This window comes from Caulobacter sp. GW821-FHT10E02 (genome assembly GCF_059415225.1).
In genome coordinates this window covers 880,619-900,596 of record NZ_JBWKMV010000002.1, presented here as the reverse complement: position 1 = coordinate 900,596, position 19,978 = coordinate 880,619, and the positions used below count along the sequence as shown (strand labels likewise).

Sequence of the window (19,978 nt, the reverse complement as noted above, 5' to 3'; positions counted from 1 at the left end):
CCGGCCGCGAAACCGCATAGTCTTGCGCGGGTCGCCTTCGGGGCGCTTTTCCGCATCTAGACACCTGGTTTCCGATGGCCCGCTACAATCCCAAAGACACCGAACCCAAGTGGCGTGAAGCCTGGGCGAAGGCCGACGTCTTCAAGACCGGCGAGATCAACGACGGCCGTCCGAAATACTACGTGCTCGAGATGTTCCCGTATCCGTCGGGCCGCATCCACATGGGCCACGTCCGCAACTACGCCATGGGCGACGTGGTGGCCCGCTACAAGCGCGCGCAAGGCTTCAACGTCCTGCACCCGATGGGCTGGGACGCCTTCGGCATGCCCGCCGAGAACGCGGCCATGGAGCGCGGCGTCCACCCCAAGGGCTGGACCTACGACAACATCGCCGCCATGCGCGAGCAGCTGAAATCGCTGGGCATCTCGGTCGACTGGTCGCGCGAGTTCGCCACCTGCGACCCGGAATATTACGGCAAGCAGCAGGCCTGGTTCCTGCGCCTGCTGAAGCGCGGCCTGGTCTATCGCAAGGAAGCCTCGGTCAACTGGGATCCGGTCGACATGACCGTCCTGGCCAACGAGCAGGTCATCGACGGCAAGGGCTGGCGCTCGGGCGCGACCGTGGAGAAGCGCAAGCTGACCCAGTGGTTCCTGCGCATCACCGACTACGCCGACGACCTGATCGAGGGCCTGAAGACCCTGGACCGCTGGCCCGACAAGGTTCGCCTGATGCAGGAGAACTGGATCGGCCGCTCCAAGGGCCTGCGCTTCAAGTTCCAATTCGAGGGTGAGGCCCCCGACGGCATGGCCGACGGGCTGGAGGTCTACACCACCCGTCCCGACACCCTGTTCGGCGCCAGCTTCGTCGGCATCGCGCCCGAGCATCCGCTGGCCGAACGCCTGGGCATCGAGAACCCCGAGGTCCAGCAGTTCATCGCCGACTGCCGCAAGGGCGGCACCTCGGAAGCCGAGATCGAGAGCGCCGAAAAGCTGGGCTACGACACCGGTCTGCGCGTGCAGCACCCGCTGGACCCGTCGATCACCCTGCCCGTCTGGATCGCCAACTTCATCCTGATGGACTACGGCACCGGCGCGATCTTCGCCTGCCCGGCCCACGATCAGCGCGACCTGGACTTCGCCCGCAAGTACGACCTGCCGGTCCTGCCGGTGGTGCTGCCCAACGGCGAGGACGCCGCGACCTTCAAGGTCGGCAAGGAGGCCTATGTCGGCCCCGGCAAGATCTACAATTCCGAATTCCTGGACGGTCTGGACATCGAGGCCGCCAAGGCTGAAGCGGTCAGCCGCATCGAAGCGGCCGGCCAGGGCCAGGGCGCGACCGTCTACCGCCTGCGCGACTGGGGCGTCTCGCGCCAGCGCTACTGGGGCTGCCCGATCCCGGTGATCCACTGCGAGAAGTGCGGCGTCGTGCCCGTGCCGGAAGACCAGCTGCCGGTCGCCCTGCCCGACGACGTCACCTTCGACAAGCCGGGCAACCCGCTGCTGCGCCACCCGACCTGGCGCCACACCAGCTGCCCGTCGTGCGGCGGCCGCGCCGAGCGCGAGACCGACACGCTGGATACGTTCATCGACTCCAGCTGGTACTTCGCCCGCTTCGCCGACCCGACGGCCGAGGAGCCGGTGGGCAAGGAAGCGGCCGACTACTGGATGGCCGTCGACCAGTATATCGGCGGTGTCGAGCACGCGATCCTGCACCTGCTGTACGCGCGCTTCATCACCCGCGCCCTGAAGGACGAGAACCTGCTGTCGGTCGAAGAGCCGTTCGCGGGCCTGTTCACGCAAGGCATGGTCACCCACGAGGCCTACAAGAACGAGGCCGGCGAGTGGGTCGAGCCGTCGGACATCCGCATCACCGTCGAGGGCAACACCCGCTCGGCGGTCCACGCCACGACCGGGGCGCCGATCATCATCGGCGACATCGAGAAGATGTCGAAGTCCAAGAAGAACGTCGTCGCCCCCGAGGACATCTTCGAGGCCTACGGCGTCGACAGCGCCCGCCTGTTCGTGATGAGCGACAGTCCGCCCGAGCGCGACGTCCAGTGGACCAATTCGGGCGTCGAAGGCTCGTGGCGCTTCACGCATCGCCTGTGGAACGAGTTCGACAGCCAGCCGACCGGCGACTTCGCCCACGACGACGCGGACGAAGCGGCCCTGGCCCTGCGCAAGTCGGCCCACAAGCTGATCGGCTTCGTTACCGACAGCATCGAGGGCTTCCGCTTCAACAGCGGCGTGGCGCGCCTGTACGAGTTCCTGAACGCCCTGAAGGCCGCTCCGGCTGAAGGCGCGACCCAGGGCGTGCTGGCGGCCCGCAAGGAAGCCCTGAACATCCTGGCGCGCCTGGTCGCGCCGTTCACGCCCCACCTGGCCGAAGAGGCCTGGGCGTCGATCGGTGGCGATGGCATGGTTGTCAACGCGCCCTGGCCCAAGGCCGACCCGGCCCTGGCCGCGGATGACGAGCGCGTCCTGCCGATCCAGATCAACGGCAAGCGTCGCGGCGAGATCAAGGTCAAGGCCGGCGCGGCCGAAGACGAGGTCCAGAAAATCGCTCTGGCGGATCCGAACGTCCTGGCCCACCTTGAGGGCGTCACGGTCCGCAAGGTGATCGTGGTCAAGGACCGCATCGTCAACATCGTGGCCAATTGAGACCGATGAAACGCATCCTGCTGATCGGCGCCCTGGCGCTCTCGACGACGCTCTCGGCCTGCGCCGGCTTCACGCCGCTGTACGGCCGCCCGGGCGTCGAGGGCGGTCTCTCCAGCATCGAGACCATCGCCGACGAGGGCCGGGGCGGTTACCTGCTGCGCGAGCAGCTGGACGACTATCTGGGCCACAAGCAGGGCGATCCGGCGGCCTACAAGCTGTACTTCTCGGTCAAGGAAATCCGCTTCGCCCGTGGCGTGCGCCTCGACAACGTCGCCAACCGCTACGAGCTGCGGATGACCGTCGGCTGGCGCCTGATGGACGCCAAGACCGGCAAGGAAGCCACGACCGGCAACACCGAGGTGTCGGTGACCTACGACTCCGCCGACCAGCCTTACGCGGCCATCGCGGCTCAGAACGACGGCCAGGAGCGGGCCGCGGCGGAAGCCGCGCGCAAGATCCAGCTCGAGCTGGCCACCTGGCTGGCGGCCGGCAAGAAGAAGCCGGCCTGATCTAATGATCCTCTCCAAGCGTCCGGACGTCGAACGCTTCCTGCGGGAGCCGACCCCGGACATCCGGGCCGTGGTCCTCTACGGCAAGGACCGGGGCGTGGTGCGCGATCGCGCCAACGCCCTGGCCAAGCGCGTGGTCGAGCGCCCGGACGATCCCTTCGACACCGCCATGCTGACCGACGGCGACCTGGACGCCGATCCGGCCAAGCTGGAGGACGAGCTGTCGGCCATGTCGCTGATGGGCGGCCGCCGCCTGGTGCGGCTCCGGCTGAACGGCGAGAAGACCGGTCCCGACAAGCAGGCCGCCGAGGCCCTGACCCGCCATGTCGAGGGCCAGCTGAACCCCGACGCCTTCTTCCTGGTCGAGGCAGGGGCCCTGGGCCGCGAGTCGCAGCTACGCAAGGTCGGTGAGAAGGCCAATGGCTGCGCCGTCATCCCCTGCTACGAGGATGAAGCCGGCGACCTGGCGCGCCTGGCCCGCGACACCCTGGCCAACGACAAGGTCAGCCTGAACGGCGAGGCCCTCGATCTCTTCGTCTCGCGCCTGCCCAAGGAGCGCGGCGTGGCCCGCGCCGAGATCGAACGCCTGGCCCTCTATCTCGGCCCAGGCAGCGGCATCACCGCCACCGCCGCCGACCTGACGGACTTTCTCGGTGTCGAACCCGAGGCCTCGCTCAGCGACGCCGCCGCCGACGCGTTCGGCGGCAAGGCCGGTCTTGCCCAGCAGGCCCTGCGCCGCGCGGCCGCCGAGGGCGAAGGTGGTCCGGCCGCCGTCCGGGCCATCGGCTACTATCTGGGACGCCTGCGCCGGGTGCTGACCCTGCACAAGAACGGCGTCGATCTGCAGGCGGCCGCCAAGGCCTCGGGCGTGTTCTGGAAACAGGAGCGCGAGTTCCTGCGCCAGGCCCGCGCCTGGAACCTGGAAGCCATCCTCGAGATCCAGGGCGAGGTCCTCAACGCCGACCGCGCCTGCAAGACCTCCGGCTCCCCCGACCAGCTGATCGCCGAGCGCCTGGCGCTGATGATCGCGGGTCGCGCGCGGCGGTTGGGGCTTTAGGGCCAGAAACCCCCGAAAACAGGCCCTTTGCGCGCCTGTGGATGACTTTCAAGAAAGCCTTATGCGAGAAGGGTTTGCGGCGGAAATCGCTGTGGAGCGCCCTCCTCTCACGAAAACGGCGCCTCCCGGAGTACGGAAAGGCGCCGTTCGGTGCGCGACAGAGGCGATTTTCAGAGGCCCGAAATTCCGCTCATTCGCACGGTTTTGGGTGCAGACGATCAGACCCCGCGCGTCAGTCGGTTGCACAGGTCGTCGAGCTGCTCGAGCGTCGCATAGGTGATGGTCAGGGTGCCGGTCGAGCCGCGATGGTCAATCGAGACGTCGAGGCCGAGCACCGACGACAGGTCGGCTTCGAGGGCCTGGGTGTCGGTGTCCTTCACGCGCGGCGGACGGCCGCCCTTGTTCTTGCTCGGCGTCGAGGACGGCGCCTTGCGGGCCAGGGCTTCGGTCTCGCGGACCGACAGGCCGCCGTCGATGATCTGCTTGGCCAGGGCCACCGGGTCGGCGGCCGCGGCGATGGCGCGGGCATGACCGGCCGACAGCTCACCGCTGACCAGGTAGGACTGCACTTCGTCCGGTAGGGCCAGCAGGCGCATCGTGTTGGCGACGTGGCTGCGGCTCTTGCCGATGGTCTGGGCGATCGCTTCCTGGGTGCGCTCGAACTTCTCCATCAGCACCTTGTACGAGAGCGCCTCTTCCAGGACGTTCAGATCGGCGCGCTGGACGTTCTCGATGATGCCGATTTCCAGCACCGCCAGGTCGTCCAGCTCGCGGACCATGATCGGCACGCTGCGCAGGCCCGCGCGCTGGGCGGCTCGCCAGCGGCGTTCGCCGGCGACGATCTGGTATTCGCCCGGCGAGCCGGGCGCGGGACGCACCAAGATCGGCTGCAGGACGCCCTTCTCGCGGATCGAATTGGACAGGTCTTCCAGGTCTTCCTCGCGGAAGGTGCGGCGCGGCTGGTCGGGATTGCGCTTCAGGATCTCGATCGGCGCTTCGCGCGAACCGGGGGCGTTGTCGCCCGGCGCCTGGGCCGGCGCGTTCTCGACCTCGCCCAGCAGCGCGGACAGACCCCGGCCCAGACCACGACGCCCCTCGGAACCACTCGGCTCAGCCACTACGGACTCCATCTTCTTCTCGTTCTAGTTCGGATCGTTGTTCGAAAGTTGCCTAGGCAGCCTGGGCCTGGCGATCACGCTCGCGGCTGATCACCTCGCGGGCCAGCTTCAGGTAGGCCTGGCTGCCGGCGCACTTCAGGTCATACAGCAGCACCGGCTTGCCGAACGACGGCGCCTCCGAGACGCGGACGTTACGCGGGATGACCGCGTCATAGACCTTGTCGCCGAAGTATTCCCGCACGTCGCGGGCGACCTGCTCGGACAGGCTGTTGCGGCGGTCGTACATGGTCAGCACCACGCCCTGGATCTCCAGGCGCGGATTGAGGCTCCCGCGGATGCGCTCGATGGTCCGCATCAGCTGAGTCAGACCCTCCAGGGCGAAGAACTCGCACTGCAGCGGCACGAACACCGCGTCGGCGGCGGTCATGGCGTTGACGGTCAGCACGTTCAGCGACGGCGGGCAGTCGATCAGCACATAGGTGTAGGGCCCGTTGACGCGGATGCTCTCCAGGGCGTCGCGCAGACGGTAGGACCGGCGGGCGGTCTGACCCAGTTCGATCTCGACGCCCGACAGGTCGGCGTCGGCCGGTATGACGTCGAGGCCCGGCAGCTCGGTCCTCACGGCCGCGTCCACCACCGGCGACTCGCCCATCAGCACGTCATAGAGCGTGGTGCGGCGCTGAATGCGGGTGATGCCCAGACCCGTCGAGCAGTTGCCCTGCGGGTCGGCGTCGATCAGCAGCACGCGCTCGCCGCAGGCGGCCAGGGCGGTGCCCAGGTTGATGGCGGTCGTGGTCTTGCCGACGCCGCCCTTCTGATTGGCGATGGCCAGGACGCGGAGAGGATTAGCGGACACGGGAAAGCCTCTTCACTTGCACGATGCGGCCACGAGGGTCGCTTTGACTGGGGAGCAGCTCGGCGGCGAACGACCAGGCCTTGCGGGCCTCGGTCAGCTCGGTCGCGACGTCCTGGCCCTTGAGGAACAGGCCGGTCGCGCCGCGATGCAGATAGGGTTCGGCGAAGCCCAGCAGCTTGGTCATCGGCGCGCAGGCGCGGGCGGTGACCAGGTCGACCTTCAGCTTCAGCTCTTCGGCCCGGACATTGTGGATCTCGGCGGGCAGGTCCAACGCCTTGACCGCCACTTCCAGGAAGCGGCAGCGCTTGGCCATGCTCTCGACGAGATGGACCTTGGCGCCGTCCTGCCCCTTCAGGAGTATGGCCAGCACCACCCCGGGCAGACCTGCGCCGGCGCCGAGGTCGGCCCAGGTCTTCGCCTCGGGAGCCAAGGCCAGCAGCTGGCTGCTGTCCAGCGCGTGGCGGGTCCAGTAGGTGGCGATGGTCAGCGGGCCGACGAGGTTCATCACCTCGTTCCATTCGGCCAGCAGCTCCTGGAAGCGCGTCAGGTCGGCCATCTGGGCGTCGGAGACGCCGGTAAGGGCTTGGTAACCAGATGCGTCAAGCGCAGGGGGTTCAGTGGTCACGGCGTCAGGCAGCACGGCTGCGCCTCACATGGGCCAGCAGCGCGGTCAGCGCGCCGGGTGTCACACCCTCGATCCGAGCCGCCTGGCCCAGGGTCATCGGGCGCACGCGGGCCAGCTTCTCGCGGACTTCGTTGGAGAGGCTGCCGATGTCGGCATAGTCGAGATCGGCCGGCAGGCGCAGGTCCTCGTCCTTGCGCAGTGACTCGGCGTCGGCGCGCTGGCGGTCGAGATAGCCGGCATAGGCCGCCTCGATCTCGATCTGCTCGCGGACGTCGGTGTTCCACGTGAAAACCTCGGGCCACACGGCGCCGAGATCGTCGAGGGTCACATTGGGATAGGCCAGCATGGCGAACAGGTCGCGGCGGACGCCGTCGCTATTGACCTTGAAGCCGGCCTTCACCGCTTCGTTCGGGGTCAGGGTGACCGAACGGGCGAAGGCGCGGGCCGCTTCCAAACGGGTCTTCTTCTCGGTCCAGGCCGCAGCGCGACGCTCGCCCACCACGCCCAGTTCGATCCCACGATCGGTCAGGCGCTGGTCGGCATTATCGGCGCGCAGGGTCAGGCGGAACTCGGCCCGGCTGGTGAACATCCGATACGGCTCGGTGACGCCCCGGGTGACCAGGTCGTCGATCATCACGCCGATATAGGCCTCGTCACGGGCGAAGACCGCAGGCTCCCTGCCCTGCTGCGCCAGCGCCGCGTTCAGGCCGGCGACCAGGCCTTGCGCCCCGGCCTCTTCATAGCCGGTGGTGCCGTTGATCTGGCCGGCCAGGTACAGACCCGGCAGGCGCTTGGTCTCCAGCGTGGCGTACAGCTCGCGCGGATCGACATAGTCGTACTCGATCGCATAGCCGTAGCGCTTGACCTCCACGGCCTCCAGGCCGGGGATCGTGCGGAGAAATAGCAGCTGGGTCTCTTCCGACACCGAGGTCGAGATGCCGTTCGGATAGACCGTCGTGTCGTCCAGGCCTTCCGGCTCCAGGAACACCTGGTGGCTGGTCTTGTCGGCGAAGCGTACGACCTTGTCCTCGATCGACGGGCAATAGCGCGGACCGATCCCCGTGGCGCGACCGCCATAGACCAGCGACTCGGTCAGCCGGTCGGCGATGATCTGGTGGGTCTCGGCGGTCGTGAAGGTGATGCCGCAGGCGATCTGCGGGGTGTCGATCCTGTCATTCAGGAACGAGAACGGCACCGGCTCGTCGTCGCCGGGCTGCATCTCCAGCCGATCCCAGGCGATGGTCGAGCCGTCCAGGCGCGCGGGCGTGCCAGTCTTCAGGCGGCCCATTTGGAAGTCGAGGCCATACAGGCGGTCGGCCAGACCGATCGACGGTTGGTCGCCGACGCGGCCGGCCGGAATCCGGGTCTCGCCCAGATGGATGACGCCCTTCAGGAAGGTGCCAGTGGTGAGGATCACTCGGGGCGCGCGGTACGACCGCCCTTCCCCATCGATCGCGCCGGCCACCTTGCCGTCCTCGACCATCAGGTCTTCGGCGGCGGCGGCGATGATGTCGAGGTTTGCCGTGGCGGCCAGCTCGGCCTGCATCGCCTCGCGATAGAGCTTGCGGTCGATCTGGGCGCGCGGGCCGCGAACGGCCGGACCCTTGGAGCGGTTCAGCATCCGGAACTGGATGCCGCCCTTGTCGGCCATGCGGCCCATGACGCCGTCCAGGGCGTCGATCTCGCGGACCAGATGGCCCTTGCCCAGGCCGCCGATGGCCGGGTTGCAGGACATCTCGCCGATGGTCTCAAGCTTGTGGGTCAGCAGCAGGGTGCGCGCGCCGGTGCGCGCGGAGGCGGCCGCCGCCTCGCAGCCGGCGTGACCGCCGCCGATGACAATGACATCCCAGGTATCGGACAAAAGACTCGCCTCAATGCGAACGCCCCCGGGATAACTGCGGGGGCGTTGGACTCGACCTATACGCCAATCAGGCGAGCGGGTCGATGTGACTCCATGGCGTTTCACGTGAAACACCCCCGCCGCAGCTGTGAGCGCGCTGTGGATAATATAGGGGACGTTCCACGTGGAACATCACTTGCCGATGCAGAAGGTCGAAAAGACGCGGCCCAGTACATCCTCCGGATCGACCCGACCGGTGATCTTCTCCAGCGCGCGGGCGGCAAGGCGAACGTCCTCGGCGGCCAGTTCGACCTCCAGACCGACCTCCGACAGGGCCCGAGCAAGGTACCCTTGGGCTTCCTTCAGACGCTCGGCGTGACGCAGCCGGGTGGCGGCTGGGAACTCCGCGCCAGACAACGCGTCGGCGACATGGTCCGAAAGCGCCTGCCTCAGATCGTTGACACCAGCCTCGGACTTCGCGGAGAGACGCAGAATCCATAGCCCCTCCCCCGCCCACATAGCCTCGGCCCTACCGAGCGCATCGGCGTCGGCGATGTCGGCCTTGTTCAGCACTAGCCAGTCGCCGGGCCGAACAGCCTCCTCAAGCTTCACCGTATGTTTCACGTGAAACCCATCGACCACCCAAAGCCTTAGGTCAGCTTCCTCAGCCCAGGCCCGCGCCCGGCGGACACCCTCGGCTTCGATGGCGTCGCTCGTTTCGCGGATCCCGGCCGTGTCCGCGACCAGAACCTTGTACCCGCCGAGCACCAGCGGCACCTCGATGACATCCCGGGTAGTGCCAGGTGTGTCCGTGACGATCGCCGCCTCGCGCTCGACAAGGCCATTGAGAAGCGTGCTCTTCCCCGCGTTCGGCGCGCCAACGAGGGCGATGCGGAAGCCGTCACGCACCCGCCGTCCACGGGAAACATCAGCCAAGGCCGCATCCAGTTCGGCGCTCAGAGTCCGCAGCGCCGGACGCGCCCGCTCGGCCACCTCCTCCGGCAGATCCTCATCCGGAAAGTCGACCGCCGCTTCCAGCATGGCCAGCGAGTGGAGCAGCAGATCGCGCCAACGGTCATAGCGTTGGCTCAGCGCGCCACCGACCTGGCCGAGCGCCTGCTTGCGCTGAGCCTCGGTCTCGGCGTCGATCAGGTCGGCGACGCCTTCCGCCTGGGCCAGGTCCAGCTTGCCGTTCTCGAAGGCGCGGCGGGTGAACTCGCCCGGCTCGGCCAGGCGCAAGCCCAGGTCCGACAGCGCCGCCAGTAGCGCCTCGACCACGGCCCGGCCGCCGTGCACGTGAAACTCGGCGCTGTCCTCCCCGGTATAGCTGGCCGGTCCCTCGAACCGCAGGACCAGGGCCTCGTCCAGATCGACGCCGTCGTGGCGCAGGGTGCGCAGGGCGGCCATCCGGGCCTTGGGCGGTTTCTGCGTGAGGGCCTCGACCACCCGCAAGGTCGCCGGGCCCGAGACGCGCACCACGGCCACCGCCGCGCGCCCGGCCGCCGTGGCCGGGGCGAAGATCGTATCGCTCATCAGATCAGTCGCGCTTGCCGGCCGCCGCGCCCGCCGCCGCCGTCATCAGCTTGCGGAACTGCTCCTGGGCGCCGGTGCCGAACGCCATCCAGTTCTTCATCAGCTCCTCGGGCGCCAGCATGGCCATGTTGGCGTCCATGCGGTTCTGCATCTCTTTGACCAGATGGTCGTTCAGAGCGCTCACGTCCGGCAGACCCAGAAAGGCGCGCGCCTCCACCGGGGTGCAGTCGATCTCGATGGTCATTTTCATGTGGGAGGTTCCCTTCGGTCAGGGCACGATATTGTTATGGGCCAAGCCCCGTCGGCACAGGTTAGAGCGCTTTGGTCGAAAGTCACATTGGTCCTCGCTGAGGACCCTTACGGACGGAGTATCCCGATGAGTGAGACCCTTACGATCACCACGCCCGATGGTGACTTCTCGGCCTATGTCGCGCGACCACAGGCGGACAACGCCCCGGCCATCGTGGTGATCCAGGAGATCTTCGGCGTCAACAAGGTGATGCGCGACATCGCCGACGGCCTGGCCTCGCAAGGCTATGTGGCGATCGTGCCCGACCTGTTCTGGCGGATCGAGCCCGGCATCGACATCACCGATCAGTCCGAAGCCGAGTGGAAGCGCGCCTTCGAACTCTTCAACGCGTTCGACGTGGACGCCGGCGTCGGCGACATCGCCGCGACGATCACTGCGGCGCGCGAACTCGTCGGCGTCAATGGCAAGGTCGGGGCGGTCGGCTACTGCCTGGGCGGCCTGCTGGCCTTCCTGACCGCGACCCGCACCGACGTCGACGCCAGTGTCTCCTACTACGGCGTCGGCCTTGAGAAGCACGTGAACGAGGCCGAGAAGCTGACCCATCCGCTGCTGATGCACATCGCCGAGAAGGACCAGTTCGTCCCGCCGGAAGCGCGTCAGCTGATCCTTTCGGCCTTGAAGGATCACCCGCAGATCGAACTGCACACCTACGCCGATCGCGACCACGCCTTCGCGCGCGAGGGCGGCGCGCACTATGACGCCGCCGACGCCGCCAAGGCCAACGGCCGCAGCCTGACCTTCTTCCAGAAGGCGCTTGCGTGATGTTGGCGATCCAGTTCTCGCGGACCGGCGGCCCTGAAGTCCTCGAGGCCGTTCAGGTCGAGGCCCCCTCCCCGGCCGCCGGCCAGATCCTGGTCCGGCACCAAGCGGTCGGGCTGAACTATATCGACACCTATCACCGCTCCGGCCTCTACCCCCTGAAGCTGCCTTCGGGGATCGGGCTGGAGGCCGCCGGGATCGTCGAGGCGCTCGGCGAGGGCGTCACCCGGTTCCAGGTCGGCGATCGCGTCGCCTACAACGGCACCATGGGAGCCTATAGCGAGGCGGCGGTCGTCCCGGCCGAACGCGCGGTGAAGGTTCCCGAGGGCGTCAGCCTGGAGACCGCGGCTGCCGTCCTGCTCAAGGGCATGACCGCCGAGTTCCTGGTCCGTCGGTGTTTCCACGTGAAACAGGGCGACCTCGTCCTGGTCCACGCGGCCGCCGGCGGCGTCGGCCAGATCCTAGTGCAGTGGTGCAAGGCCCTGGGCGCAACGGTGATCGCCACCGCCGGCGGCGAGGCCAAGCTGACCCTCGCCCGTGAGCTGGGCGCGGATCACGCCATCGACTACGGACACGAAGACGTCGCCGCCCGGGTCGCCGAGATCACCGGCGGCAAGGGCGTGGCGGTCGTCTATGACGGAGTCGGCAAGGACACCTGGGACGCCAGCTTCAAGAGCCTGGCCAAGCGCGGCGTGCTGGTCACCTTCGGCAACGCCTCGGGTCCGGTCCCTCCGTTCGCGCCGCTGGAGCTGTCGGGCAAGTCGCTGTTCGTCACCCGCCCGCGCCTGTTCGACTACATCGCCACGACCGAGGAACTGGACGAGAGCGCCGAGGCTCTGTTCGCCGTCCTCGGCTCGGGCTCGGTGAAGATCGACATCGGCCAGACCTTCCCGTTGGCGAAGGCGCGCGCGGCGCATGAGGCGCTGGAGGGTCGAAAGACGACCGGCGCCACCCTGCTGATCCCGTAGGGCTGGCCCGACCGGTCAGACCGACAACAAAAAAGGCCCCGGGTAGAACCGGGGCCTTTCTCGTATCAGCAGTGAGTCCGCTTGGACTCAGGTGTTCATCGACTGGAAGAAGTCGCCGTTGGTCTTCGACTGGCGCAGCTTGTCGAGCAGGAACTCGATCGCGTCGGACGCGCCCATCGGGTTGAGGATGCGGCGCAGGACGTAGGTCTTCTGCAGCTGGTCGCGCGGCGTGATGAGCTCTTCCTTGCGGGTGCCCGACTTGAGCACGTCGATGGCGGGGAAGATGCGCTTGTCAGCCACCTTACGATCAAGAACGATTTCCGAGTTACCGGTGCCCTTGAACTCTTCGAAGATCACTTCGTCCATGCGGCTGCCGGTGTCGATCAGGGCCGTGGCGATGATCGAGAGCGAACCGCCCTCTTCCACGTTGCGCGCCGCGCCGAAGAAGCGCTTGGGGCGCTGCAGGGCGTTGGCGTCGACACCGCCGGTCAGCACCTTGCCCGACGACGGGACGGTGGTGTTGTAGGCGCGGCCCAGACGGGTAACCGAGTCCAGCAGGATGACGACGTCGCGCTTGTGCTCGACCAGGCGCTTGGCCTTCTCGATGACCATCTCGGCCACCTGGACGTGGCGGGTCGCCGGCTCGTCGAAGGTCGAGGCGATGACCTCGCCCTTCACCGTGCGCTGCATGTCGGTGACTTCTTCCGGGCGCTCGTCGATCAGCAGGACGATCAGGTAGCACTCGGGGTGGTTGGTCTCGATCGACTTGGCGATGTTCTGCAGCATGACCGTCTTACCCACGCGTGGCGGGGCGACGATCAGGCAGCGCTGGCCCTTGCCGAGCGGGGCGACGATGTCGATGACGCGGCCCGAGCGATCCTTGATGGTCGGATCGGGCAGTTCCATGTTCAGGCGCTCGTCCGGATAGAGCGGCGTCAGGTTGTCGAAGTGGATCTTGTGCTTGACGTTGTCAGGCGCTTCGAAATTGATCTTGGCCACGCTGGTCAGGGCGAAGTAGCGCTCGCCTTCCCGCGGCGAGCGGATGGCGCCGTCGACGCTGTCGCCGGTGCGCAGGCCATACTTCCGGATCTGCGAGGGCGAGACGTAGATGTCGTCCGGGCCCGGCAGATAGTTGGCTTCCGGCGAGCGCAGGAAGCCGAAGCCGTCCTGCACCACTTCCATGGTGCCCGAGCCCGAGATCTCCACGCCTTCTTCGGCGAGGGTCTTCAGGATCGCGAACATCATGTCCTGTTTGCGCATGGAGTTGGCGTTCTCGACCTCGAAGGTCTCGGCGAACGCCAGCAGGTCGGCCGGGGATTTCTCCTTCAGCTCCTGCAGGGACATGGACTTCAGGCCCAGGGCGGCGACGGCGTCGGCGATGCCCGAACCGTCGTCTTCGCCTTCGGCCTCGGCTTCCGCATCGGCGGACGCGGCCTCGACCGTGGTGTCGATGTCGACAGTGGTCTCTTCGGTGGCAGCTTCTTCAGCGGCCGGGATTTCGTTTTCGGTTTCTTCGGTCATGACAAGACTCAAGGAGGGCCGCGGACCCCAAGACGGAGTCCGGCCGGTAGAACTTTGAAAGTCATGCTGGCCAAACCCGTCGGGCAGACCAACATGCGCGTCGATTGGCGATGACGCGGTCGCTTGGGGGACAGACCTTGGAGCGGATTGCTCGCGGGGCGCGCCAGGACGGGCGCCGGTCCGTGAAGAGAGACGGTTTCCTGGAAAGAAACCCTCTCCGGATGCAAACCACGCGCGGGACGGCCGGTCAAGCGCCGGCCGCTCTCGCTAGTGGTTCAGGAACTTCGTCGTCACCGAGATGACGATGACGATCGCCAGCACGAACGGGATCTCATTGGTGATCCGCCAGAACTTCTCCGAGCGGACATTCTCGCCGCGCTCGAATTTCTTGCGCGCGGCCGACAGGAAGCCGTGCCAGCCATAGAGGCCGACCAGGGCGATCAGCTTGGTGACCATCCAGGGCTGAGCCAGGAAGCCCCAGCCGCGGATGGCGCTGTCGGCCAGGATCAGGCCAAGGCCAAACACCGCCGTGGCGATCGAGGCCGGGTTGATGATCCCGCGCAGCAGCCGGCGCTCCATGACCTTGAAGGTCTCGTCCATCTCCGAGCCCGGCGTAGCCTTGGTGTGATAGACGAACAGGCGCGGCAGGTAGAGCATCCCGGCCATGAAGGCGATGACCGACAGGATGTGCAGCCCGCGCACGACGTTGAAGTGCGCCACCAGGAAATCGATCACGCCGAGTGTTCCTCATTGCAGGGACAGTTTTCGGGTCCGCGCCAATCACCGCCAGGAATAACCCCGCCGGTGGTCATGGCCTTGGTGACCATCCCCGCCAGGCCAGCGATGAACTCCGGCGCCACACCTAGGGCCGGCACGCGGATGTAGGGGGCGACCCCGACCTCCTGCGCCAGCTCGGCGTATTCGTGGTCCAGCTCGACCAGGGTCTCGACATGCTCGGAGACGAAGGCGATCGGAGTGACGATCACACCCTTCCCCTCCTCGCCGGCCCGGCGGATCTCATCGTCGGTCGAGGGACCGATCCACTTCATCGGCCCGACCCGGCTCTGGTAGCAGACCGTCCAGTCCAGACCGGGCGGCAGCTTGGCGGCGACCGCGGCGGCCGTGGCCTCGACCTGCTTCTGGTAGGGGTCGCCGGCCAAGATCACCTTCTCCGGCAGACCGTGGGCCGAGAACAGCAGCCGCACGTTCGTCGGCGAACCGGCCTTCTCCCAGGTCTCGCGGATCAGTCGGGCGTGGGCCTCGACCAGGCCGGCCTCGTCCGGATAGCAGCAGACCGTCGTCTGACGGCCACCGCCCTTGTAGGTCTCGCGCCAGGCCTTCAGCGAAGACGCGGTCGTGGTCGCCGAATATTGCGGATAGAGCGGCAACAGCACGATCTCATCCGGTGCGAATGCACCGACCTTCTTGGCCGTCTCACCGGTCAGCGGGTTCCAGTAACGCATGGCGATGAAGCACTTGGCCTCGACGTCCGGCAGCGCCTTGGCCAGCTCGGCCTCCAGCGCCCGCGCCTGCTTCTCCGTCTCCGGCAGCAGCGGCGAGCCGCCGCCCATGATCGCGTAGTTGGCCTTGGCGGTCTTCTCGCGGGTCGTGGCGATCAGCGCCGCGATCGGATAGCGGGCGATCGCCGGCAAGCCGATGATCGCCGAGTCCCGGAACAGGTTGAACAGGAACGGCCGCACCGCGCGCGGACCATCCGGCCCGCCGAGGTTGAACAGGACGACGGCGAGCTTCTTGCCCACTAGCCGCCGACCTTCTGGCCGGTGACCCGCTCAAGCACCAGCTCGACGTTGGCGATCGGCGTGTCGGGCAGGATGCCGTGGCCCAGGTTGAAGATGTAGGGACCCTGGTTCCACTGCTCCAGCAGTTGGTCGACGCGACGAAGGAGTTCATCGCCGCCGGCCCGCAGCAACAGCGGGTCGAGCGCGCCCTGGATGGTCTTGGTCTTCTGGATCGATTGGCCCAGCTTCGCCGACGCCGAGGTGTCCAGCGCCACGCCCTGAACCGGGACCTTGGCCGCGTAGTCCTCGACCAGCGTGCCGGCCCCACGCGGGAAGCCGATGATCGGAGCCGTCACGCCGCGCGCGCGCAGGCCTTCGATGATCCGGATGTGCGGCTGGGTGACCAGGCGATCGAACAACGGCTCGGACAAACCCTCGGCCCAGCTCTCGAACAGCTTCAGGGCCTGGGCCCCGGCGCCGACCTGCATGGCTAGGTAGTCGACCGTCGAGTCGACCAGCACCTGGATCAGGGCGTCCAGCTTCTCGGGGTTCTGGTAGGCGTAGGTCCGCGCGCCGCTGCGATCGCTGGAGCCGCCTTCGATCATGTAGGTCGCCACGGTCCACGGCGCGCCGGCGAAGCCGATCAAGGCCTTGGACGGATCGAGCGCCGATCGAACCCGGGTCAGCGTCTCCCCGACGAGCTTGAGGGCCTCGCCCGCATTCCCGGCCTTGTCGGCCATGGACTCGATCGACGGCATCTCGCCCAGCTTCGGGCCTTCGCCGGCCTCGAACCAAACCTTCTGGCCCAGCGCGCCGGGGATCAGCAGGATATCGGCGAACACGATCGAGGCGTCGTACGGGAACCGCCGCATCGGCTGCAGGGTGACTTCCGCCGCCTTTTCCGGATCGAAGCAGAAGCTGATGAAGTCCGGCGCCGTCGCTCGCACCGCGCGATACTCGGGCAGATACCGGCCCGCCTGACGCATGAACCAGATCGGCGGGTTCGCGTGCGTCTCGCCAGCGAGCGTTGAGAGAAATTTAGGAGTTTGCGTGGGAGACGTCATGGCTCGGGTTAAAGCCCGGTCCTCGCTTGGGCTCAAGCCCGTAAGACCCTTAAGACCCTCCCTTCATATCTTAATAAGAATTTAAGATTTTAAAGAGGGAGTTGGAGGGCAACTGCATAGTGGGGAAAACGCCTGACGGGCGAGTGACTCGCACAGCTGATCCGCCTTTTCCCCCAGGCCTTCCCACATGTGGTTAAGGGTCTGTTAATCATGTGGACAGGCTTGCAGGGCCTTGAAGGTCTTAATGAAATCTTAACTCGCGACGGCGGGACAAAGAGCCTTCACAGGACTCATTCCCAGGCCTTGGATAGCCGGGATTCACGCTTCAGGGGATGCGGGGTGAGCCTGGGGATGGTACGCGAGCAATGCGACCGTTGATCACAGCGGCGCCATGACACGACACCTTCTGGGCCATTTGGCGCCCGGGCGTCCCCAGAGGCACGGCAAGTGGTTAAGCAACCGTTAACGGATGATCCACAGGAGAGTCTGGCTCAGGGGGAGGGGGAACGGCTGCCGCCGCGCTTCGCCACCTACTTCCATATCCACCTGGTTTCGGACTCCACGGGCGAGACCTTGAACGCCATGGCGCGGGCGGTCTGTGCGCGTTTCACCGACATCCTGCCCATCGAACACATCTACGCGCTGGTTCGTTCCACGCGTCAGCTGGACCGAGCGCTCGAGGAAATCGCCGGTGCGCCGGGCGTGGTGATGCACACCATCGTCGATCCCAACCTGCGCGCGGCGCTGGAAGAGGGCTGCCGCAAGCTGGAAATGCCCTGCATCGCCGCCCTGGATCCGGTGATCAGCGCCATGTCGCGCTATCTGGGCGCGCGGATCTCGACCCGGGTCGGGGCCCAGCATGCCCTGACCAACGACTATTTCGACCGCATCGAAGCGCTGGACTACGCCATCGCCCATGACGACGGCCAAGGCGGTCAGGACCTGACCCAGGCCGACGTCATCCTGGTGGGCGTGTCGCGGACCTCCAAGACTCCGACCTGCATCTATCTGGCGCACCGGGGTGTGCGCGCCGCCAATGTGCCGCTGGTCCCGGGCCGGCCGCCGCCGCCCGAGCTGTTCGAACTGAAGAACACCTTGATCGTCGGCCTGATCACCTCGCCCGATCGCCTGATCCAGATCCGTCGCAACCGCTTGCTCTCCCTCAAGGAGAACAGAGAGAGCGACTATGTGGACAGCGACGCCGTCCGCCAGGAGATCATCGCTGCTCGCCGGCTGTTCGAGCGGATGAACTGGCCGACCATCGACATCACCCGCCGTTCGGTCGAGGAGACGGCTGCGGCGATCATCAACCTGCTGTCGGGCGGCCGCGGCAAGGTCGAGGTCCTGGGATGACGCCTGTTACCCTCGCGTCGAAGAGTTCGGCGCGCCAGATGATCCTCAAGAACGCCGGCGTCGCCTTCGAGGCCGTCAGCCCCGGCGTCGACGAGGACGCCGCCAAGGCCGGCCTGTTGGCTGAAGAGGTCACGCCCCGCGACATCGCCGACGCGCTCGCGGAGATGAAAGCGGTCAAGGTCTCGGCCAAGCGGCCGGGCCTGGTGATCGGGGCGGACCAGACGCTCGACCTCAAGGGCAAGCTGTTCGACAAGGCCGAAACCCTGGCCCAGGCGCGCGAGCATCTGCTGGAGCTGCGCGGCACGACCCACAAGCTGCATTCGGCCGTGGTCGTGGCCCGCGATGGCCAGCCGATCTGGCGGATCGTCGAGAGCGCCAAGCTGTCGGTGCGCCCGTTCAGCGAGGAATGGCTCGACGCCTATATAGAGCGTCGCGGTGAGGCCCTGCTGTGGTCGGTCGGCTGCTACGAGCTGGAGAGCGAGGGCGTGCAGCTGTTCGACGCCGTCGACGGCGACTATTTCACCATCCTGGGCCTGCCGCTGATCGGCCTGCTCGACTTCCTGCGCCTGCACGGAGCGCTCGCGGCATGACGATCTCTGGAGCCGCCTTCGTCGGCGGCGTCTGCGGTGCGCCGATCAAGCATTCGATGAGCCCGGTCCTGCACAACGCCTGGATCGATGCGGCCGGCCTGGACGCGGCCTATGTCCCGTTCGCCCCAACCCTGGACGGGTTCGAAGCCTTCATCGGCGGCCTGCGCGGCGGGGCGATCAAGGGACTCAACGTCACCATCCCGTTCAAGGAACGCGCCCTGGCCCTGGCCGACACCGCCAGCGATCTGGCCAAGATGGCTGGCGCGGCGAACCTGCTGGTCTTCAACGCGGACGGCAGCGTCCACGCTGACAACACCGACGGCCCCGGCCTGCTCGACGCGATCGCCGTCCAAGCTCCGGGCTTCGATGTCACCGCCGCGCCGGTCGTGATCCTCGGGGCCGGCGGCGCTGCGCGGGGCGCGGTGGCGGCGCTGCTGCTGGCCGGCGCGCCCAAGGTCACGATCGTCAACCGCACCGTGGCCCGCGCCCAGGAGCTGGTGGACGCCTTCGGGGCCAAGGTCGTCGCGGCCGACGAAACCGCCCTGCCCGGCCTGCTGCCCGAGGCCGGCCTGATCATCAACGCCACCTCGCTCGGCCTGAACGGTGGCGACGGTCCGGCCGCCGACTTCGCCCTGACGCCGCGGACGGCCGTGGTCATGGACATGGTCTACAAGCCGCTGCGCACCGAATTCCTGCGCCGCGCCGAAGCGGCCGGCCGTCGCACGGTTGACGGCCTGGAGATGTTGCTGCGCCAGGCGGTCCCATCCTTCGAAGCCATCTATGGCGTTGCTCCGCCGGCGCAGGTCGACGTGCGGGCCATCGCGCTGAAGCTGCTGGGCGAGGCCTAAGATGCTGATCCTGGGCCTCACCGGTTCGATCGGCATGGGCAAGTCGACGACCTCGACCTTGTTCCAGGCCGAGGGCGTGCCGGTCTACGACTCCGACGCGGCGGTCCACGCCCTCTACGCCACCGGCGGCGCGGCGGTCGGGCCGGTGGAAGACGCCTTCCCCGGCGTAGTGGTGAATGGCGCGATCGACCGCGCCAAGCTCAGCGCCCAGGTGGTCGGCAATTCCGAGGCCCTGGCCAAGCTGGAGCAGATTGTCCACCCACTGGTCGGCGCCCACCGCATCGGCTTCTTCGAGACGGCCCAGGCCGAGGGCCACGAGATCGTGGTCCTCGACATCCCGCTGCTGTTCGAGACCGGCGGCGAGAAGAAGGTCGACAAGGTCGTGGTCGTCTCGGCCCCGGCCGACGTCCAGCGCGCCCGTGTCCTGGCCCGCCCCGAGATGACGCCGGAGAAGTTCGAAGCCATCCTGGCTCGCCAGACGCCGGACGCCGAAAAGCGCGCGCGCGCCGACTTCGTCATCGACACCAGCCGTGGCGTCGAGGCCGCCCACGATCAGGTCCGCGACCTTCTGACTCTGTTGAGAACTCCCGGCTCCGCTTGAAGCCGGCGACGAAGCGGGCCATTGAAA

19 protein-coding genes are annotated in these 19,978 nt (G+C 67.3%); 9 read left to right on the top strand and 10 right to left on the bottom strand.

Annotation, left to right across the window (positions count from 1 at the left end):
* The first annotated feature begins 74 nt into the window (after window positions 1-74).
* The 3 genes from leuS to holA are packed head-to-tail and all read left to right on the top strand — an operon-like array spanning window position 75 to window position 4,226.
* Window positions 75-2,660, top strand: coding sequence for a leucine--tRNA ligase (gene leuS / locus AC07NI_RS14075; protein WP_494620042.1), 2,586 nt, complete (start codon window positions 75-77; stop codon window positions 2,658-2,660).
* A 5-nt stretch (window positions 2,661-2,665) separates the two neighbouring features.
* On the top strand, window positions 2,666-3,169 hold the full coding sequence (lptE, locus tag AC07NI_RS14070; RefSeq protein WP_494620040.1) for an LPS assembly lipoprotein LptE: 504 nt from the start codon (window positions 2,666-2,668) through the stop codon (window positions 3,167-3,169).
* Window positions 3,170-3,173: 4 nt separating this feature from the next.
* Complete coding sequence (gene holA, locus AC07NI_RS14065) at window positions 3,174-4,226, top strand: DNA polymerase III subunit delta (RefSeq protein ID WP_494620038.1); 1,053 nt, start codon at window positions 3,174-3,176, stop codon at window positions 4,224-4,226.
* A gap of 218 nt (window positions 4,227-4,444) precedes the next feature.
* Here holA and AC07NI_RS14060 read toward each other — a convergent pair whose 3' ends face one another.
* The 6 genes from AC07NI_RS14060 to AC07NI_RS14035 form a co-directional block, all read right to left on the bottom strand.
* Window positions 4,445-5,356 carry a ParB/RepB/Spo0J family partition protein gene (locus tag AC07NI_RS14060; RefSeq protein WP_494620036.1) on the bottom strand — a complete coding sequence of 304 codons (912 nt, stop codon included), beginning with the start codon at window positions 5,354-5,356 and terminating at the stop codon, window positions 4,445-4,447.
* Window positions 5,357-5,396: 40 nt separating this feature from the next.
* Window positions 5,397-6,200, bottom strand: coding sequence for a ParA family protein (locus AC07NI_RS14055; RefSeq protein WP_494620034.1), 804 nt, complete (start codon window positions 6,198-6,200; stop codon window positions 5,397-5,399).
* A complete protein-coding gene (gene rsmG, locus AC07NI_RS14050; RefSeq protein WP_494620032.1) occupies window positions 6,190-6,756 on the bottom strand; it encodes a 16S rRNA (guanine(527)-N(7))-methyltransferase RsmG in 567 nt (188 codons plus the stop codon). The genes AC07NI_RS14055 and rsmG overlap by 11 nt, the downstream gene beginning before the upstream one ends.
* 73 nt (window positions 6,757-6,829) lie before the next feature.
* Window positions 6,830-8,686: a tRNA uridine-5-carboxymethylaminomethyl(34) synthesis enzyme MnmG gene (gene mnmG / locus AC07NI_RS14045; RefSeq protein ID WP_494620030.1), complete on the bottom strand. Its 1,857-nt coding sequence runs from the start codon at window positions 8,684-8,686 to the stop codon at window positions 6,830-6,832.
* Window positions 8,687-8,857: 171 nt separating this feature from the next.
* On the bottom strand, window positions 8,858-10,198 hold the full coding sequence (mnmE, locus tag AC07NI_RS14040) for a tRNA uridine-5-carboxymethylaminomethyl(34) synthesis GTPase MnmE (RefSeq protein ID WP_494620028.1): 1,341 nt from the start codon (window positions 10,196-10,198) through the stop codon (window positions 8,858-8,860).
* Window positions 10,199-10,202: 4 nt separating this feature from the next.
* Complete coding sequence (locus AC07NI_RS14035; protein ID WP_494620026.1) at window positions 10,203-10,448, bottom strand: DUF6489 family protein; 246 nt, start codon at window positions 10,446-10,448, stop codon at window positions 10,203-10,205.
* Window positions 10,449-10,574: 126 nt separating this feature from the next.
* Between AC07NI_RS14035 and AC07NI_RS14030 the strand changes: the two genes are divergently transcribed.
* Together AC07NI_RS14030 and AC07NI_RS14025 are read left to right on the top strand one after the other, a co-directional pair.
* Complete coding sequence (locus tag AC07NI_RS14030) at window positions 10,575-11,270, top strand: dienelactone hydrolase family protein (protein ID WP_494620024.1); 696 nt, start codon at window positions 10,575-10,577, stop codon at window positions 11,268-11,270.
* Complete coding sequence (locus tag AC07NI_RS14025) at window positions 11,270-12,235, top strand: quinone oxidoreductase family protein (protein WP_494620022.1); 966 nt, start codon at window positions 11,270-11,272, stop codon at window positions 12,233-12,235. Before AC07NI_RS14030 ends, AC07NI_RS14025 begins: the two co-directional genes overlap by 1 nt.
* Window positions 12,236-12,322: 87 nt before the next feature.
* Here AC07NI_RS14025 and rho read toward each other — a convergent pair whose 3' ends face one another.
* The 4 genes from rho to hemE all read right to left on the bottom strand — a co-directional run bounded on the left by rho (window position 12,323) and on the right by hemE (window position 16,559).
* Complete coding sequence (gene rho / locus AC07NI_RS14020; protein ID WP_494620020.1) at window positions 12,323-13,756, bottom strand: transcription termination factor Rho; 1,434 nt, start codon at window positions 13,754-13,756, stop codon at window positions 12,323-12,325.
* A 267-nt stretch (window positions 13,757-14,023) separates the two neighbouring features.
* Entirely contained in the window at window positions 14,024-14,491 is a 468-nt protein-coding gene (locus AC07NI_RS14015) for a CopD family protein (protein WP_494620018.1), read from the bottom strand.
* Window positions 14,488-15,516 carry a ferrochelatase gene (hemH, locus tag AC07NI_RS14010; protein ID WP_494620016.1) on the bottom strand — a complete coding sequence of 343 codons (1,029 nt, stop codon included), beginning with the start codon at window positions 15,514-15,516 and terminating at the stop codon, window positions 14,488-14,490. Before hemH ends, AC07NI_RS14015 begins: the two co-directional genes overlap by 4 nt.
* Entirely contained in the window at window positions 15,516-16,559 is a 1,044-nt protein-coding gene (gene hemE, locus AC07NI_RS14005; protein WP_494620014.1) for a uroporphyrinogen decarboxylase, read from the bottom strand. Before hemE ends, hemH begins: the two co-directional genes overlap by 1 nt.
* A 447-nt stretch (window positions 16,560-17,006) precedes the next feature.
* On the opposite strand from hemE, the gene AC07NI_RS14000 reads away from it, so the two are divergent.
* From AC07NI_RS14000 to coaE, 4 genes are read left to right on the top strand one after another with little or no spacing between them, the layout of a single operon-like run.
* Window positions 17,007-17,912 (top strand): pyruvate, water dikinase regulatory protein, encoded by a 906-nt coding sequence (locus AC07NI_RS14000; RefSeq protein ID WP_494620012.1) that lies wholly within the window; start codon window positions 17,007-17,009, stop codon window positions 17,910-17,912.
* Window positions 17,909-18,502, top strand: a complete 594-nt coding sequence (locus AC07NI_RS13995; protein WP_494620010.1) for a Maf family protein — start codon at window positions 17,909-17,911, stop codon at window positions 18,500-18,502. The genes AC07NI_RS14000 and AC07NI_RS13995 overlap by 4 nt, the downstream gene beginning before the upstream one ends.
* Window positions 18,499-19,350: a shikimate dehydrogenase gene (gene aroE / locus AC07NI_RS13990; protein WP_494620008.1), complete on the top strand. Its 852-nt coding sequence runs from the start codon at window positions 18,499-18,501 to the stop codon at window positions 19,348-19,350. Before AC07NI_RS13995 ends, aroE begins: the two co-directional genes overlap by 4 nt.
* A gap of 1 nt (window position 19,351) precedes the next feature.
* A complete protein-coding gene (gene coaE / locus AC07NI_RS13985; RefSeq protein WP_494620006.1) occupies window positions 19,352-19,951 on the top strand; it encodes a dephospho-CoA kinase in 600 nt (199 codons plus the stop codon).
* Window positions 19,952-19,978: the final 27 nt, after the last annotated feature.

Coding starts and splice junctions, on each gene's coding strand:
- AC07NI_RS14025 (WP_494620022.1), top strand. CDS start 11,270: ATGTTGGCGATCCAGTTCTCGCGGACCGGCGGCCCTGAAGTCCTCGAG.
- rsmG (WP_494620032.1), bottom strand. CDS start 6,756: ATGGCCGACCTGACGCGCTTCCAGGAGCTGCTGGCCGAATGGAACGAG.
- aroE (WP_494620008.1), top strand. CDS start 18,499: ATGACGATCTCTGGAGCCGCCTTCGTCGGCGGCGTCTGCGGTGCGCCG.
- hemE (WP_494620014.1), bottom strand. CDS start 16,559: ATGACGTCTCCCACGCAAACTCCTAAATTTCTCTCAACGCTCGCTGGC.
- rho (WP_494620020.1), bottom strand. CDS start 13,756: ATGACCGAAGAAACCGAAAACGAAATCCCGGCCGCTGAAGAAGCTGCC.
- AC07NI_RS14060 (WP_494620036.1), bottom strand. CDS start 5,356: ATGGAGTCCGTAGTGGCTGAGCCGAGTGGTTCCGAGGGGCGTCGTGGT.
- mnmE (WP_494620028.1), bottom strand. CDS start 10,198: ATGAGCGATACGATCTTCGCCCCGGCCACGGCGGCCGGGCGCGCGGCG.
- coaE (WP_494620006.1), top strand. CDS start 19,352: ATGCTGATCCTGGGCCTCACCGGTTCGATCGGCATGGGCAAGTCGACG.
- AC07NI_RS14030 (WP_494620024.1), top strand. CDS start 10,575: ATGAGTGAGACCCTTACGATCACCACGCCCGATGGTGACTTCTCGGCC.
- lptE (WP_494620040.1), top strand. CDS start 2,666: ATGAAACGCATCCTGCTGATCGGCGCCCTGGCGCTCTCGACGACGCTC.
- leuS (WP_494620042.1), top strand. CDS start 75: ATGGCCCGCTACAATCCCAAAGACACCGAACCCAAGTGGCGTGAAGCC.
- holA (WP_494620038.1), top strand. CDS start 3,174: ATGATCCTCTCCAAGCGTCCGGACGTCGAACGCTTCCTGCGGGAGCCG.
- AC07NI_RS14035 (WP_494620026.1), bottom strand. CDS start 10,448: ATGAAAATGACCATCGAGATCGACTGCACCCCGGTGGAGGCGCGCGCC.
- AC07NI_RS13995 (WP_494620010.1), top strand. CDS start 17,909: ATGACGCCTGTTACCCTCGCGTCGAAGAGTTCGGCGCGCCAGATGATC.